11 protein-coding genes are annotated in these 17830 nt (G+C 44.0%); 7 read left to right on the top strand and 4 right to left on the bottom strand.

Annotation, left to right across the window (positions count from 1 at the left end; all coding sequences use genetic code 11):
- The first annotated feature begins 35 nt into the window (after positions 1 to 35).
- The 4 genes from LRS05_RS14880 to LRS05_RS14865 all read left to right on the top strand — a co-directional run bounded on the left by LRS05_RS14880 (position 36) and on the right by LRS05_RS14865 (position 6349).
- Positions 36 to 2528: a DUF5686 and carboxypeptidase-like regulatory domain-containing protein gene (locus tag LRS05_RS14880; protein ID WP_257869037.1), complete on the top strand. Its 2493-nt coding sequence runs from the start codon at positions 36 to 38 to the stop codon at positions 2526 to 2528.
- Positions 2529 to 2547: 19 nt separating this feature from the next.
- The gene (locus tag LRS05_RS14875) at positions 2548 to 3150 is read left to right on the top strand and encodes a DNA-3-methyladenine glycosylase (RefSeq protein ID WP_257869036.1); all 603 of its coding nucleotides are present in this window, start codon (positions 2548 to 2550) and stop codon (positions 3148 to 3150) included.
- Between the two features lie 114 nt (positions 3151 to 3264).
- Positions 3265 to 3795, top strand: a complete 531-nt coding sequence (locus LRS05_RS14870) for an inorganic diphosphatase (protein WP_257869035.1) — start codon at positions 3265 to 3267, stop codon at positions 3793 to 3795.
- Positions 3796 to 3916: 121 nt separating this feature from the next.
- The gene (locus LRS05_RS14865; protein ID WP_257869034.1) at positions 3917 to 6349 is read left to right on the top strand and encodes a sodium-translocating pyrophosphatase; all 2433 of its coding nucleotides are present in this window, start codon (positions 3917 to 3919) and stop codon (positions 6347 to 6349) included.
- 169 nt (positions 6350 to 6518) lie between these two features.
- On the opposite strand, the gene LRS05_RS14860 is transcribed toward LRS05_RS14865, so the two are convergent.
- Together LRS05_RS14860 and LRS05_RS14855 are read right to left on the bottom strand one after the other, a co-directional pair.
- Positions 6519 to 7133, bottom strand: a complete 615-nt coding sequence (locus LRS05_RS14860) for a deoxynucleoside kinase (RefSeq protein WP_257869033.1) — start codon at positions 7131 to 7133, stop codon at positions 6519 to 6521.
- Positions 7133 to 7942 (bottom strand): hypothetical protein, encoded by an 810-nt coding sequence (locus tag LRS05_RS14855; RefSeq protein WP_257869032.1) that lies wholly within the window; start codon positions 7940 to 7942, stop codon positions 7133 to 7135. The genes LRS05_RS14860 and LRS05_RS14855 overlap by 1 nt, the downstream gene beginning before the upstream one ends.
- A gap of 105 nt (positions 7943 to 8047) precedes the next feature.
- Between LRS05_RS14855 and LRS05_RS14850 the strand changes: the two genes are divergently transcribed.
- Entirely contained in the window at positions 8048 to 8923 is an 876-nt protein-coding gene (locus LRS05_RS14850; RefSeq protein WP_257869031.1) for a GLPGLI family protein, read from the top strand.
- Positions 8924 to 8941: 18 nt separating this feature from the next.
- Positions 8942 to 11695 (top strand): TonB-dependent receptor, encoded by a 2754-nt coding sequence (locus tag LRS05_RS14845; RefSeq protein WP_257869030.1) that lies wholly within the window; start codon positions 8942 to 8944, stop codon positions 11693 to 11695.
- 104 nt (positions 11696 to 11799) lie between these two features.
- On the opposite strand, the gene metK is transcribed toward LRS05_RS14845, so the two are convergent.
- The gene (metK, locus tag LRS05_RS14840) at positions 11800 to 13050 is read right to left on the bottom strand and encodes a methionine adenosyltransferase (RefSeq protein WP_257869029.1); all 1251 of its coding nucleotides are present in this window, start codon (positions 13048 to 13050) and stop codon (positions 11800 to 11802) included.
- 364 nt (positions 13051 to 13414) lie between these two features.
- On the opposite strand from metK, the gene LRS05_RS14835 reads away from it, so the two are divergent.
- Positions 13415 to 14686, top strand: coding sequence for a tail fiber domain-containing protein (locus LRS05_RS14835; RefSeq protein ID WP_257869028.1), 1272 nt, complete (start codon positions 13415 to 13417; stop codon positions 14684 to 14686).
- A 187-nt stretch (positions 14687 to 14873) separates the two neighbouring features.
- Here the strand turns inward: LRS05_RS14835 and gcvP are convergent, their stop codons facing one another.
- Positions 14874 to 17723, bottom strand: coding sequence for an aminomethyl-transferring glycine dehydrogenase (gcvP, locus tag LRS05_RS14830; protein WP_257869027.1), 2850 nt, complete (start codon positions 17721 to 17723; stop codon positions 14874 to 14876).
- Between the last annotated feature and the right edge of the window lie 107 nt (positions 17724 to 17830).

Raw genomic sequence — 17830 nt, 5'->3', positions numbered from 1 at the left:
CAGGCATCCCGCCCGGTGAAGTTTTTTATTTCTGCATGAAAAAGATTTTTATTGTTGCCTGCCTTTTGCTGCTTACTGTAAGCGCTGCTTTTGCGCAGACCAAAGTGAGCGGTATTGTGCTTGATGATACTGCCACCCCGGTACCTTATGCCAACGTTTATTTTAAAGGGACAACTGAAGGGGTTATTACTGACGAGAACGGAAAGTTTTACCTTGAGTCAAAAGAAAGCCGCAGTACACTAGTGGTAAATTTTGTAGGTTATCCGGTAAAGGAAGTACCGTTGGAAAAGTCTGTAAACTATGACCTGAAAATATCTCTTGGAGCCGGCCAAATGCTTAAAGAAGTACAGGTTTATGGCGGTAAAACGTCCAAGAAAAATAATCCTGCAATAGATATTCTGCGAAAGATATGGGAACGCCGCCGCAAAAATGGCTTGTACATGTTTGACCAGTACCAGTATGAAAAATACGAGAAAGTAGAATTTGATATGAACAGCATTGACAGTACCATGATGCAGAGCAAGCTGTTTAAGGGTATGGAGTTTATTTTCAAATACGTTGATACATCAAACGTTACGGGTAAAACTTACCTGCCAATCTTCATCAATGAAAGTCTTGGAGAAGTGTACGGCGATAATACTACTAACAGCAAAAAGGAGATAACCAAAGCCAATAAAAATTCAGGCTTTAGCAACAACCAGCAGATAATTGCATTTATAAAAGACCTTTACGCTGATTACGATATCTACGACAATTACTTAAAGCTTTTTGATAAAGATTTTGTGAGTCCGCTGTCACGCACAGGTATTAATGTATATAATTATGTACTGGCCGATAGCAGCTATATCGATAATAAATGGTGCTACAACATAGTTTTCTACCCCAGGCGGAAGAATGAACTTACTTTCAAAGGTAGCTTCTGGGTGAATGATACTACTTATGCAATCAAGAAAATCGATATGTCGGTTAGCAGAAACGCCAACATCAACTGGGTGAAAGATATCTACATAGAGCAGGAATTTGAGGTGCTGAACGATTCGGTCTTTCTTCTGACACGTGATCACATGATGACTGATTTTGCCCTGAACAAACGGGAAAAATCAAAAGGAGTATATGGCAAGCGTACTACCCTGGCACGTAATCACCAGTTCAACATACAAAAACCCCAGGATTTTTATCGGCAGGATGTAAACCGCAATGACGAAGCTATTTATCAAAAAGGCGATGAGTATTGGGCACAAAACCGGTTTGAAAAGCTAAACAAAGATGAGGCCGGTATTTATAAGATGCTCGACACGCTTAAGACCGTTCCGCGCTTCAGGCGATATTATGATATTGTGGCTACGTTAGGCAGCGGCTACTACCAGATTGGCGATTTTGACTATGGGCCAATATTCTCAACGGTCGGGTACAATGATGTAGAAGGCCTCAGGCTGCGTACCGGCGGGCGGACATATTTCAGCCAGAACGACCCTTGGCGAATTGAGGGCTACACTGCTTACGGATTTAAAGACAATCGCTTTAAATACGGTATCAGCGGTAAATGGATGGTGAATGAGAAAAACCGCATTATCCTGGCTGTGGGTAACAGGCGCGATGTAGAGCAGATAGGGGTGAGCCTCACAGCAACTAATGATGTCTTAGGGCGAAGCTTTGCATCTTCTGCCATATTTGCCAGCGGAGACAACAGCAAGCTTACAGATATTAATTTTACGACATTTTCAGCTGAGATTGAGCCGGTGAAACATCTTGTATTCCGTACAAGCTTTTCATACAGGACATTGAAGTCAGCATCGCCAAATACCTTCAGCCTTGATTATTATCTAGATCCCAATGACCATTCAAAAGGTACAAATGGCTTTACAAGGCAGTATGAATATGGATTCCTGATTGATTATACGCCTTTCCGGAGGACAATTGGCTATGGTGTTGAACGAAGCGATGTAGATTACAATTATGCCCGCATATTCCTTAATTTCACCCAGGGGATTAAAGGTATTCTTGAGAGTGATTTTGAATATCAGAAACTGCAGTTTTACTACAAGCAGCCGGTGTTGGTGGGTGGCTTCGGCCGACTATTCACTACACTAGAAGCCGGTAAGATTTTTGGCGATGTGCCGCTTGGGCTTATGGGTATTGTGCCGGGCAACCAGTCGTATTTCATCATTGAAAATACCTACAACCTCATGGACTACTATGAATTTGTGGCAGATGAATATGTTTCTCTGCATTTTGAGCACAACTTCAACGGCAGGCTATTCTCAAGGATTCCGGGACTTCGCGACCTTAACCTCCGTGAGATTGTAGGTATAAAAGGCGTATACGGAACTGTAAGTGAAGGTAATATAAGGCTTAATGCTTCAAATATTGTGTACCGCGCACCTGAAGATGTGTATTGGGAATACCATGCCGGTATCGGTAATATATTCAAGGTATTCCGCATAGATTTTGCATGGCGTGGCAGCTATCTTGACCTGCCGGGAGCCAACAGGTTTGCGGTGAAAGGGGTTTTCGGCTTCCACTTCTAAAATAATCTTTGCTTAAGTAATGGAAGAGCATGTGCAAATACTTGTTGAGGCAGACGAGCGATTTGCACAAATTGTAGCTGAATACGGTATGCCCTCTTTTCCGTCCCGGCCTGAAGGTTTTGAGAGTATGGTGCGTACAATACTGGAGCAGCAGGTTTCACTTAATTCAGCCCGCGCCGTATATTACAAGCTGAAAGAAGCGGCGTTGGAGCTAACTGCCGAAAACATACTACAGCTTTCTGACGAAGTAATACGCGCCTGCGGAATCACGAGGCAAAAGACTATTTATATAAAGGCTCTTGCTCAGGCAATTGTTCATGGTGATGTCGGTTTTGAAAGATATAAAACCATGCATCCTGATGATGTTCGCCAGGAACTGATTAAGGTCAAAGGCATTGGCAACTGGACGATAGATGTGTACCTGATGTTTAGCCTTCGCTCTCCGGATATATTGCCTTTGGGAGATATCGGTATACTGGCATCCATTAAAGATTTATGGGGATTAACAACGATGGCCGATATTCTTGAGCTTACCAAAACATGGTCTCCCTACCGAACAGCCGCTGCATTTTTACTATGGCATTACTACCTTGAAAAGCGTGGGCGAAAATTCCCGCATTAAATAATTGTAAATCTATCGTTTTCGCTTGTGTTTTAACGGGTTTTAACTTGCAGGAGAATTATTTTGGCTTACTTTTGCACCCGCAATTTTATTGAAATAAAGTAAAAAAATACAATGACGAAAGCAAAATTACAATCTTTCGATGTTCTTATCGAAATACCGAAGGGAAGCAGGAACAAATATGAATATGATTTCAGGCTGAAGAAAATCCGTTATGACAGGATGCTTTTCTCAAGCATGATGTACCCTGCAGATTACGGTTTTATACCTGAAACACTGGCGCTTGACGGTGACCCGCTTGATGTTCTTGTGCTTGTAACTGAGCCTACTTTCCCGGGTTGTGTAATGGAGGTTAAGCCAATAGGCGTTTTCCACATGGCAGATGAAAAAGGCCCGGATGAGAAAATTGTATGTGTGCCGGTAAGCGACCCTGTTTGGAACAAGCTTCAGGACCTAAGCGATATGAACCCGCACCTTTTGAAGGAAATTGAGCACTTTTTCCAGGTATACAAAGACCTTGAGCAAAAGAAAGTTGATGTTGAAGGATGGGGAGACGTGAATGAAGCCCATGCCATTATTGACGAATGTATTGCACGTTTCGCTTCAATGGAAAACAAGCCTGCTGGGCTTTTTAGCATAAGCTAAGAATACTTCATAATAAAATAAGTAAAAAGCAATATTCTGTAGAGAGTATTGCTTTTTTTGTTTATCTTGGTGTCGTTATATACAAATATTTTAACAACCAAACCAAAAAACTATTTATTCTATGGATTCAATTATGATTTATGTACCTGCTGCCATGGCGCTGCTGGGGCTGCTGTTTATGGCCGCAAAGCGCTCATGGGTGTTAAAGCAGGATGCAGGGGATGGCAAGATGAAAGAAATCTCAGATTACATCTATGAAGGGGCGCTGGCTTTCCTGAAGGCAGAATACAGGCTCCTTGCTATCTTTGTAGTAGTGGCGAGTATTGCCCTGGCAGCCATTGCTTACATTGTGCCGACAACTGATATGCTTATTATTGTGGCATTCATTTTCGGGGCGATATTCTCTGCGCTGGCAGGTAATATGGGCATGAAAATAGCCACCAAAACAAACGTAAGGACAACTCAGGCAGCGCGCAGCAGCCTTCCGCAGGCACTTAAGGTATCTTTTGGCGGAGGTACCGTAATGGGTCTTGGTGTTGCAGGCCTTGCAGTACTTGGGCTTACAGCATTCTTTATATTTTTCTTCCATTATTTCATGGGTGGTGTCTGGACGAACACCATGGATATGACCATAGTTCTTGAAACCCTTGCGGGCTTTTCGCTTGGCGCTGAGTCTATTGCGCTTTTTGCCCGTGTAGGTGGCGGTATCTATACAAAGGCAGCTGACGTTGGCGCTGACCTTGTAGGTAAAGTAGAAGCAGGAATCCCTGAAGATGACCCGCGTAACCCGGCTACAATTGCTGATAACGTAGGCGATAACGTAGGTGATGTAGCAGGTATGGGAGCCGACCTTTTCGGCTCATATGTAGCAACGGTGCTTGCGGCGATGGTGCTTGGTAACTACGTAATTAAAGACATGGGCGGAAGCATTAATGATGCATTCGGCGGTATCGGCCCTATATTATTGCCTATGGCTATTGCAGGTTTCGGTATTTTGTTCTCGATAATCGGTACAATGCTGGTTCGCATTAAAGATAATAACGCCAAAGAAGCCCAGGTACAGGGCGCGCTAAACATAGGTAACTGGGTGTCTATCATACTGGTAGCCGTTTCATGTTTTTTCCTGGTTGACTACATGCTGCCTGACGTAATGCAAATGACATTCTATGGCGAAGGCACTATGGAAATTTCATCAATGAGGGTATTCTACGCAACGCTTGTTGGCCTTGTTGTTGGCGGCGTTATCTCTTCAGTAACAGAATATTACACTGGCTTGGGTAAAAAGCCGATCCTCGCTATCGTACAAAAATCAAGCACAGGCGCCGGTACCAACATTATTGCAGGGCTTGCAACGGGCATGGTTTCAACGTTCCCTACGATATTGCTTTTTGCAGGTGCAATATGGGCATCTTACGCATTTGCAGGATTTTACGGTGTTGCGCTTGCAGCTTCGGCCATGATGGCAACTACGGCAATGCAGCTGGCCATCGATGCTTTCGGACCAATTTCAGATAACGCGGGTGGTATCGCAGAAATGAGCGAACTACCTAAAGAAGTGCGTACCCGTACCGACATTTTAGACTCGGTGGGTAACACCACAGCGGCTACAGGTAAAGGCTTTGCCATTGCTTCGGCTGCACTTACATCGCTGGCACTTTTCGCGGCATACGTAACGTTTACGGGCATTGACGGTATAAACATCTTCAAGGCTCCGGTACTGGCAATGCTATTTATAGGCGGTATGGTGCCGGTAGTATTTTCGGCATTGGCAATGAATTCGGTAGGTAAAGCGGCGATGGATATGGTGTATGAAGTGCGCCGCCAGTTCCGAGAAATTCCGGGAATTATGGAAGGTACAGGCAAGCCGCAGTATGGCAAATGTGTTGAAATTTCAACCAAAGCCGCACTTCGTGAAATGATGCTGCCTGGAATACTTACAATCGGCTTCCCAATCGCAATCGTATTGATAGGAATGCTTATTTATCCTGAAGACTATCAGCTTGTTGCAGAGATGCTTGGGGGCTATATGGCAGGTGTAACGGTATCGGGTGTGCTTTGGGCTGTGTTCCAGAATAACGCCGGTGGTGCATGGGACAACGCTAAAAAATCGTTCGAGGCAGGTGTAATGATTAATGGCGAGATGACATACAAGGGCTCAGACGCGCATAAAGCCGCTGTAACAGGCGATACGGTGGGTGACCCGTTCAAAGACACCTCAGGCCCGTCAATGAACATCCTGATTAAGCTAACATGCCTTATCGGGCTTGTAATCGCACCAATATTGGGCGGACACAGTGCTGAAACAACGGCAACAGGCGTTAGTTCAGTTCAGACGGTTGTAGTTGATGAAGAGGGTAAACCTGTAGTAACAGCTCAGGAATCAAGCCGTGAGGTTACAATTGACAAGCAAACGATGGCTGACGGAAAGGTGAGGGCTACAGTGCATATCGTATCTGTATCTAACGATGACGAGGTGACTCATGATGAAAAAGTTTTTGAAGGCACCGAAGCTGAAGTGAACTCGCAAATAGATGCGTTCAGGAAAGAGAAGTAGTTAACATTTATTTTAGTAAGAATAAAAATGCCTTTCATGTAAGTGAAAGGCATTTTATTTTGTTGTATGCTGAGGAAATGTGAGTGCAGTATTTAAGAAACCATTAACATAGCCGTATTTCAAAATTTTTTCTTAGTTAAGTTTACAGGTGAGTAAGTCAACTTTCAAACTAAAAGAGTCCGTTCACCTGCGCATTAATTCTGTTGATGATGTCGCCCAGATCTTCCGGGTTATCCACGAAGTTGATATTATCTACATCAATGATCAGCAGCTTGCCTTTGTCATAACTGTGAATCCACGCTTCGTAGCGCTCGTTCAGTCGGCTCAGGTAATCAATTGAAATAGAATTTTCATAATCTCGGCCGCGTTTGTGAATCTGTTTTACAAGATTTGGGATAGAACTGCGGAGATAAATAAGCAAATCAGGAGGTGCTACCAGCTTTTCCATCAGCTCAAAAAGCGATTTGTAATTATTATAGTCGCGGTTGGTCATCAGGCCCATGGCATGGAGGTTAGGCGCAAATATGTGCGAATCTTCATAAATCGTCCGGTCCTGGATTATGTTTTTACCGCTTTCGCGAATCTGCAAAATCTGGCTGAAACGGCTGTTCAAAAAGTATATCTGCAGGTTGAAAGACCAACGCTCCATCTGGTGGTAAAAATCATCGAGATACGGGTTGTCCACCACGTCTTCATAGTGAGGTTCCCATTTAAAATGTTTGGCCAAAAGCCCTGTGAGAGTGGTCTTTCCGGCGCCAATGTTTCCGGCTACAGCTATATGCATTATCTGGGTAAAGTTATTTTATAGTTCGTGATTTGAGTGCCTGTAAAAATAGATAAAATCTCGCCGGAATATTGGAAACTCTCAAAAGTTTTTTCAGCAATGGCAATCGGCGTGTGCTTTTGGGTCTCCATGTCGTAAAGGCTTAAAGTGTCGCCTTTTCGTAGCATGGCGTACCTGTTTGAAACTATGGTTACCGCATCATTTTCAGGAACATTCCCCAAAAAATCAATCTTCCCGAAAAGGTTTGCCCTGAAGCATTTGCCCGTAACATCTATCCACCAGAAATAATTGTAATCGCTTTGGTAATGTTTAATAGTGTCGCGGAACGGTGGCGTTATTGCCCTGAAGGTATTCTGTACAAAATCAAACAATCCAAGCTGCAGCGTATTGATGTCGTACACCCAAAGCCTGTTCTGGCTGGCAAGGCCTACGGCATCGGCAACAATAGGATTCATGGTTTCATTGGGCTTGCCAAGGTCATTAAAATTGATGCGGCGTGTCTCGTTTGCCTGGTTATCAAGCAAGACCACAGTATTGAACCGCTTGTAAAACAGTACTACTTGTAACGGGTTCTGAAGGTCAACGCGGGTTATGGCGCCCAACTGCAGGTTCTTATACTTTTGTAAGGAATTTTCCGTTAACTTCCTGTATTCATTATCGGCAATGCTGTAGCGTGCCCCGAAAGCGTCTGTGCCCAAAAACTGCTGCGGCCCTGCATCAAACTTTGACAGGAATTTTGCGGGAACAGTAAGCTCCTGCGCAAAAACGGCAGCTGTAAAAAGCAGTAAGAAGGCAGCGAGTTTATACATAATGTGTCGCAAAGTACAAAAATAACGTTTTAAAGTATTTTATATTTGAATAACCTTGTAACAAACACATTACTGAATCGTCTTACAATTTAAACTTAAATTGAAATGAAAAAATTATTTCTATATTTTGTGGTGGCAGCATCGTCTGTAGTAACGCTTCACGCCCAGGATTTCCAGGGGATGGCGGTTTATGAATCTAAAACCAGCACCGGCGACTTCAAGATGGACAGCCCGCAGATAACACCTGAAATGCAAAAGATGATTCAGGAGCGTATGAAGAAGGCTTTTGAGAAAACCTTTATCCTGAATTTCGATAAATCAGCATCGCTTTACAAAGAAGAAGAGCGCCTTGATGCACCGGGGCAGGAGAACGGTATGCGCATGATGGCATCGTTCATGGGCGGTGGCGGCATCCACTACAAAAACGTGAAGAACAAAACATTTGCGGTTGAAAAAGAGATTTTCGGTAAAGAATTCCTGATACAGGACACGCTGCCAAAAATCAACTGGAAGATGGAAAATGAGTCGCGCAAAATTGGCAATTATACATGCTATAAAGCCACAGCTACTGTGCCCGCAAATAAATCGGATTTCCGTAATTACAGGATGAAAACTGAAGCCAAGAAAGATGACACCAAAAAAGATGATTCGCCAAAGGCCAATAACATAATGGACCAGGTAGAAATGCCGAAAGACAAGACCATTACAGCATGGTACACTCCTGAAATACCTGTGAACCAGGGGCCTGAAAACTATTGGGGGCTACCAGGCTTAATCCTTGAGGTTACTGACGGCCGCACAACCATCCTGTGCAGTAAAGTGGTGCTGAACCCTAAAGAGAAGACAACTATAAAAGCGCCTACAAAAGGTGAAAAAGTAACCCAGGCAAAATTTGATGAAATTGTGGCAAAGAAAGCCGAAGAAATGAGGGATATGTACCAGTCTCGTGGCGGTGGTATGCAAATACGCATGGGTAATTAATAAGGCAAAAACAAACACATGACCAAAATATTTTCAGGGCTGTTATTTTTCATATCAGCCCTTTGCTTTGCACAAAATGTAAAAGTTGAAGGCACTATAAAAGATTCAACAGGAGTAGCGCTTGAGATGGCTAATATCATGGCGGTAAACAAGGCCACCAATGCCATGGACAGTTATGCCATTACGGATGACAGGGGGCGTTTCCAGCTGTTGCTTAAGGCAAATACCACGTATATACTTAAGGCGAGTTACATTGGCTTTACCGCTTTTGAAGAAGAGCTTCAGCTTAAATTTGAGCCCGTTGTTAAAAACATTACATTAAAGCAGGGTGTAGAGCTTGATGCTGTTGAAATTGTGCACGAAATGCCTGTGACAATTAAAGGTGATACCATTGTGTACAACAGCGACTCTTTCACAAACGGAACTGAGCGCAAACTGGAAGATGTTTTAAAGAAGCTGCCCGGCGTTGAAGTAAATGCCGATGGCGAGGTGCAGGTAGAAGGAAAAAGGGTAACCAAGCTGATGGTAGAAGGGAAAGATTTCTTTGACGGCGATACCAAGCTCGGCGTAAAGAATATTCCTGCCGATGCGCTGAAGAAAATTGAAGTGCTCCGTAATTATAACGAGGTAAGCCAGCTGAAAGGCCTTGAGAATAATGAAGAGAATGTGGCAATGAATATTAAGCTGAAAGACGGCAAGAAGAACTTCTGGTTTGGGGAAATGCTTGCCGGTGCCAGTATTGGCGATGGCGATAGGTACATCGTGAACCCCAAGATATTTTACTATAGTCCGCAGTACAGCCTGAACCTCATTGCCAACTTTAATAACAATGGCGAATTACCGCTAACCATACAGGATTATATTAAATTCTCAGGCGGTTTCCGTAACCTGATGCGTAAGGGAGGAACCAGTTTCAACATCAGCAGCAATGACCTGGGCATTACCGGGCTGCGCAATAACCGTGCAAAGGAAATTGAAGCTAAGTTTGGCGCCGCCAATTTCAGTTATAACCCAAGCCAGGCATGGACATTGAGCGGTTTTGCCATCTTCAACAGTAACAAAACCGATATGGAAACCTTTCGACGCACACAGGTGCTTGACCCTGTTACAGGCGAGCCGCAAACCACGCAGGACGTTGAGGAATATTCAAGACAGCAGAATGATTTCGGCATGTTTAAGCTAAGCTCCAGCTATAAGCCGAATGCCAATGTGCATTTTGATTATGACGCTTTCCTGAAAGTTTCGAAGCAAAGTGAAGACCAAAGCTTATTCCAGACGGTAACGCCGGAAACTTCGCAAAGCCAGGATATTTATGTAGGGAAAGACCAGAATCCGCTATCATTTAACCAGAACATCAATTTCTATTATACTCTTAACGATAAAAATGTTTTTGCAGTGGAAGCGCAGCACCTGTACCAGGATGAAGACCCGCTGTATAATGCCAATCTTGAAGATAACCCATTCCCCGATGCGCCGTTTGCCGACCCGCTGCTGAATCTCGGCCTTGCGCCCGCAGACCGTTATGATATCTCGCAGGACAGGTTTGTGAAGACAAATAAGATAGATGCCAAGGTAGACTATTACTATTCGCTTTCGCCAAGAAGCATTGTCAACCTCACGTTCGGTAATACGTTTTCGAGGCAGGATTTCAACTCAAATATATTCCAGAGGCTTGATGACGGAAGCATTGATAACCTTGATGCTAACAGCAAGAATGATGTTGATTTTACATTCAACGATATTTTTGTTGGGCTGCATTATAAGTTTATTACAGGTAAATTTACGTTCAACCCGGGTGTGAGCCTGCACAAATACAATTCGGCCAACGAACAATTAGGGACTGAAGTAGAGCAAAATTTCTGGCGTGTATTGCCCGATGCTTATGCCCTGTACCAGATAAAAAAATCAGAGCGCCTGCGCTACAACTACAGCATGACGACCGAGTTTACGGATGTAGCAAACTTTACTAACAATGTAATCTTTACCAGTTACCGATCTCTTTTCCGCGGTAACCGCAATCTTGAGAATGCATTATACCAAAACCATACGCTTGATTATTCAAAGTATAATATGTTCAACTTCACCAACATTTACGGGCGAATCACATACACCCGCAGGATGGATGCAGTGAAGAGCCTTGCCGGTTTTAACGGCATCAACCAGATAAGCACAGTGGTAAACTCTAATTTTGCCGATGAAACCATATCAGGAGGGGCAGGGTATGACCGTAGCTTTGAGCGTTATTACAAGGCATCGGTAGGCGTTGTATTGTCATGGAACAAGTTCAACAACTTCCGTTTTGATCCTGCAGCCATAGGCGCACCGCTTACCCTTGAAAATTCAGTACGCCAGGAAAATGAGCAGTTTACGCAATCATACAACGTAGCTTTCTCTACCAATTACAAACAATGGCCAAACATTGAGCTGGGTTATAACCTTAGCATTAATGATTATGCTGATAACGTATTTTACAACCACAGGCCGTTTGCCAGGATGGATTATTTTTTCCTGGAACGATTTACGGTAACGGCAGAGTATGAGTACAACCACTATTACAACGATGCCAAAACAAGCAATAATGAGTTTGACTTTTTAAGCGCCAACATTATGTACAAAACGCCCGGCAGCAAATGGGAGTTTAAAGTAGGAGGCACAAACCTCTTCAATACCACCTCACTTAATGATGACAGCTTTAACCAGTTTTCTACCAGTACATCGCGCTACAGGGTACAGCCAAGGTATGTGCTGCTGAGTGTGAGGTATAGTTTGTAAGTGCAAAAGTTCAGGTTCATATGCTAAAGCGCGATTGTGACACTTAAACCCTGAAAAGGAAAAAGGCTGCCTGTTGGCAGCCTTTTAAATATATTTTTTAGTAATTACAACCCGAAAGCTGCTTTCACTTTATCAACATAATCAAGTTTTTCCCACGTAAACAGTTCAACAGTTACTTCCTTAGTTTCACCATTTGGCGAGCGGAAAGTCTTTGTAACCGTTTCCGGCCTGCGGCCCATGTGTCCGTAAGCAGCAGTCTCACTGTATATCGGGTTACGCAGTTTCAGGCGCTGCTCAATAAAGTAAGGGCGCATGTCAAACAGCTCCTCTACCTTAGTTGCAATTTCACCATCTGTCAGCTCAACTTTAGCAGTACCGTATGTGTTTACATAGATGTTTGTTGGCTTGGCCACACCAATAGCGTAAGACACCTGTACCAGTATCTCATCAGCCAGGCCTGCAGCCACAAGGTTCTTCGCAATGTGGCGTGTAGCATAAGCCGCGCTGCGGTCAACTTTGCTCGGGTCTTTACCGGAGAAAGCGCCACCACCGTGAGCGCCCTTGCCGCCGTAAGTATCTACAATGATTTTCCTGCCTGTAAGGCCTGTATCACCATGCGGCCCGCCGATAACAAACTTACCGGTTGGGTTTATGTGGTATTGGATATCATCATTGAATAAATGAGCATACTGCGGGTGGTTTGCCTTCACGCGAGGAATTAGTATCTCAATAATATCCTTTTTTATTTGCGCCAGCATCGCAGGCTCATCAGCAAAATCATCATGCTGTGTAGAAACCACAATTGCATCAATACGCACAGGGCGGTTATTGTCATCATACTCAAGCGTCACCTGGCTTTTGGCATCTGGGCGGAGGTAAGTTATCTCTTTATTCTCCCTGCGAAGTGCAGCAAGCTCACGAAGTATATTGTGGCTAAGGTTCAGTGCCAGCGGCATATAGTCTTCGGTTTCGTTTGTAGCATAACCAAACATCATACCCTGGTCACCCGCGCCCTGGTCTTCTTTATTCTGGCGGTCTACACCCTGGTTTATATCCTGGCTTTGCTCATGGATGGCGCTAAGCACACCGCAAGAGTTAGCCTCAAACATATATTCGCTTTTTGTATATCCGATTTTTTTGATGACATCACGGGCAATCTGCTGCACATCAAGGTAAATCTTAGACTTAACCTCGCCGGCGAGTATTACCTGCCCGGTTGTAACAAGGGTTTCGCATGCAACTTTAGATTCCGGGTCAAAAGCCAGGAAATTGTCAATCAGCGCGTCTGATATCTGGTCTGCAATCTTATCAGGATGCCCTTCGCTCACTGATTCTGACGTAAATAAATAAGCCATAGTACAATACTAATTTATGCGAAGAAAAGAAATGGATTGCGCGCGCTAAAGGGGAGATGGGTCCTGCTTTAGCATTTTTTTACGAGGTTGCAATCAGTTACAAATCTTTCCTCCGGGGTTTGTGGGAGCAAAGATATATTGAAACTAAATTATAAGCAAACATTTTTATAGATTGAAAAGTAATAGTAAAGTTTTGTTTAATGGCATTATAAAAAATTTTCATTTCGAAACGCTTTTGTTTATTGTAATTATCTAATAATTAGATAATTACATTTCAAAACAGAAGTTAATTCCCTGTTAAAGCTTAAACAGGCTGATTAACAGCTTCTTAAATTTAACATAATTAATTTTAAATATTTTCATTATGAAAAAAATTACCACCCTTATCATGCTATTACTTAGTAGTGTAGCAGGTATGTCTCAAAACAACCTTTCACAAGGTTCGGTTCTTACAACTATTCCTGCTTCAGGCTTAGGCACACAGGAAATATTCAGGTTTAAACCCGGAGTTTTTACACAATTACAGTCGGGCACTACAACATTCGGGTTTGGCGCAAATGACAGGTGGCTTTCGTTGGGCGAACTTGTAACACCACCTTCAGGCCAGCGTTTACACGGGCTGAGAATTCAGGATGAAGGCAAAGCTCTCGTAATGGGTTACAGTTCTGAAGAAACCAACGCTTTCATCCAGTACATTGGGCCAAGAGGGCTTGATATCAGGTATGCAGACAGCTTTACGTCTACCGTATCAAATACTGCTGCAATATTTGCCCCGACCGGAAATACATTTTTCGGCTTTTCAGATCCGGCATTTGTGATTGTTAATCCCGGAGGACCGTTTGATCCCGGAAATGTAGGCACCCGCCCCCCAAGAGCACAGGTAGAAATATTTTCAAGGTTTGAAGTTGGCTTACGGGTGCGCAAAGGAAATAATAATATCCTGGCCGCCAATTTTTTAGCAGGTGATTTCGGTGGGCCTATAGTTGCCACAGCCGCTACTTTTACATCAGACAAGCAATTTAAGCAGGATATAAAAGAAGAAGAATCAGTAATTGAACGTATCAGGTCACTTAAGCCTGTGAGTTATAATTTTGTAAGTGAAAATAAATTCGGATTTACATTCCCTGATGCAATCCAGCATGGTTTTATAGCCCAGGATGTTGAAAAAGTTTTTCCAGAATTAGTTAAAAATCACAATGAAGAAGGTGTTGGTACTTACAAAAGCGTAAATTATACAGGCGTAATTTCGATTCTTACCAAGGGTATACAGGAGCTGTCACTTGAAGTGGAAGACCTTAAAAAACAACTTGCTGAAGCAAGGACTTATGTTGTTACAAAAGATAATTTCTCTAAAAGCGAAATTGAAAAAATCTCTGAAAACGGGTTTTACCTGGGCCAGAATACACCAAATCCTTTCAGTAACAGCACTGAAATCAGCTACACATTCCCTAAAGGCTCAAAGAATGTTATGCTGATGGTATTCAATCTTAACGGTGAAACACTTAAAGAATTCAGGCTGACTGAAGAAAAAGGTTCTGTAACGCTTGATGCGACTCAATTCAGACCGGGATTGTACTTATATAGCCTGATAAATGATAATAGCGAAATCATTACTAAAAAGATGCTGGTGAAATAATTCGTTACAATATCTTTTATATGTTTACATCAAAGCCCCTGCAACAGAGCTGCAGGGGCTTTTTAGTAGTTTCAGGATTTTTCATGGGTTATGTTTTGACCAAAATGGAATCCTTTGTGCTTAATTGGGTGTAATTCGCGGCAAGACTCAATTTGAAAAAAAAGCTGCCCGAAGGCAGCTCTCAAAATTATTCTTCCATGTAGGCCTCAATCGGGGCACACGAACATATCAGATTCCTGTCGCCATAGGCATCGTCTACGCGGCGAACACCCGGCCAGAACTTATTGTCATGAAGGTAATCCAGCGGGAATGCTGCTTTTTCACGTGAATACGGCATCTCCCAGGTATCAGCAGTCAGCATGGCAAGCGTGTGCGGTGCATTTTTGAGCACGTTGTTTTTGTCGTCGGCTGATGCTTCTTCAATCTCTTTGCGAATAGCGATCATCGCATCACAAAAACGGTCAAGCTCTTCCAGGTTTTCACTTTCGGTAGGCTCTACCATCAGCGTGCCTGCAACCGGGAAAGATACGGTAGGGGCGTGGAAACCATAGTCCATAAGCCTCTTGGCAATGTCAGTCACCTCAATGCCATTAGCTTTAAACGGTCGGCATTCCAGTATCATTTCGTGTGCCGCGCGGTTCATTTCGCCGGTGTACAGCGTATCGTAGTGGCCCGCAAGCCTTTCTTTGATGTAGTTAGCATTAATGATAGCATTCTCAGTAGCAGCCAACAGGCCTTCAGCGCCAAGCATAGTGATGTAGCCATATGAAATAAGGCAAACCAATGCAGAGCCCCAAGGCGCTGCCGATATGGCTGTAATAGCATTGTTGCCGCCTGTAGCCACAACCGGATTGGTAGGCAGGAATGGTACCAAATGCTCAGCCACACAAATCGGGCCAACGCCCGGTCCGCCACCGCCGTGAGGTATGGCGAATGTTTTGTGCAGGTTAAGGTGGCAAACGTCTGCGCCAATGGTTGCAGGGTTAGTAAGCCCTACCTGTGCATTCATGTTGGCGCCATCCATATACACCTGTCCGCCATTCTCGTGGATGATCTTAGTTATTTCCATGATCGACGCTTCATACACACCGTGGGTAGACGGATATGTTACCATAATGCACGCCAGGTTATCTTTGTACTGGATAGCCTTAGCGCGAAGGTCTTCCACATCGATATTCCCGTTTTCAGATGTTTTGGTCACAACAACCTGCATACCGGCCATAGTAGCCGTGGCAGGGTTTGTGCCGTGTGCAGATGCCGGGATTAGCGCAATGTTACGGTGATGGTCGCCCCTGCTCTGATGGTAGGCGCGTATCACCATAAGACCCGCATATTCTCCCTGAGCGCCACTGTTCGGCTGAAGGGTTGTACCTGCAAAACCGGTAATCACGTTAAGCTGCTCTTCAAGTTTATTCAGCATTTCCTGGTATCCCTGTGCCTGGTCAAGCGGGGCAAACGGGTGGATGCTGTTCCACTGCGGGTTACTTAGCGGAAGCATTTCCGATGCAGCATTCAGCTTCATGGTGCATGAGCCCAGCGAAATCATAGAGTGGTTCAGCGCTAGGTCTAAGCGCTCCAGCTTTTTGATGTAACGCATAAGCGCCGTCTCGCTATGATATTTATTAAACACATCATGCTTTAAGAAATCGCTGCTTCTTGAAACATTTGATGGTATTGTTACTTCAGTGGTTAGTTCTTTTATCACTTCCGCAGATTTACCGGTCACTTCAGCAAAAACGCTGATAATGTCGTTAAGGTCGGCTATAGAAGTCGTTTCGTTGAAAGAGATTGCAACCGTTTCTGCATCCGGATAGTAGAAGTTGATTTCCATAGCTTCGGCAGCAGCCTTTACTTTGGCAGCATCAGCCTTCACCAAAATCGTATCGAAGAAAGCAGTGTTAGTCTGGTAAACGCCAAGCTTGTTAAGCGCATCGGCAGCAGTTACGGCGCATCGGTGTACTTTATCAGCGATATAGCCAAGGCCTTTTGGGCCGTGATATACGGCATACATGCCTGCCATTACGGCAAGGAGCACTTGTGCTGTACAAATATTTGATGTAGCCTTTTCGCGTTTGATATGCTGCTCGCGCGTTTGAAGGGCCATACGCAGGGCACGATTGCCATTTACATCAACAGTAACACCTATTATGCGGCCCGGCATACTGCGCTTGTATTCTTCTTTTGTAGCGAAATATGCTGCGTGCGGACCTCCGTAACCCATCGGTATCCCGAAGCGCTGGGTAGTACCCACCACAACGTCAGCGCCCATTTCGCCCGGAGGCGTGAGCATCACAAGGCTCAGTATATCTGCAGCTACAGCTGTTTTTATCTCGTTTTGTTTTGCTTTGGTGATAAACCCTGCATAGTCATGCACCTGGCCATGTTTGCCCGGGTATTGCAGCATCGCCCCGAAGAAATCTGACGAAAAATCAAATTCCTCATGGTTGCCAATTACAAGCTCAACCCCAATCGGCGTTGAACGCGTTTGCAGCACCGACAGCGTTTGCGGCAGTATTTCTTCACTAACAAAGAATTTGTTAGCGTTGTTTTTCTTTTGGTCGCGGGTACGCACATCAAACAAAAGAGCCATCGCTTCGGCAGCAGCAGTACCTTCATCAAGCAGTGATGCATTAGCGATTTCCATGCCTGTCAGCTCAATTATTGTGGTCTGGTAGTTCAGCAAAGCCTCAAGGCGGCCCTGTGCAATTTCAGCCTGGTAAGGAGTGTATGCAGTGTACCAGCCCGGGTTTTCAAATATGTTGCGCTGAATGGCTGCAGGTACAACCGTTGCGTGATAGCCCAGCCCTATGTATGAGCGGAACACTTTGTTTTTTGCACCGAGTTTGGTAATATGGTTCAGGTATTCATATTCCGTCATGGCCGGGTCAAGGTTAAGCGGCTCTTTAAGGCGGATATGGTCTGGTAATGTTTCGTATATTAGTTGGTCAACGCTGTCAACCCCAATGGTTTTCAGCATATGTTGAAGGTCATTTTCGCGGGGCCCGATGTGCCTCAAAGCAAAAGCATCTGTTCTCATGTAATAGCGTTGTGTTTTAAGAAGCACAAAATTAATTATTAAATTCAAATTAAAAATGCTTTTTTATAGCGGTTTTTGTGAATTTTTCAACGGATGGTTTTTCCCAT

The organism is Flavobacterium sp. J372, assembly GCF_024699965.1.
Taxonomy (GTDB): Bacteria; Bacteroidota; Bacteroidia; order Flavobacteriales; family Flavobacteriaceae; genus Flavobacterium.
The sequence above is the reverse complement of the archived record's forward strand: the minus strand, read 5'-3'. Positions and strand labels throughout refer to the sequence as shown.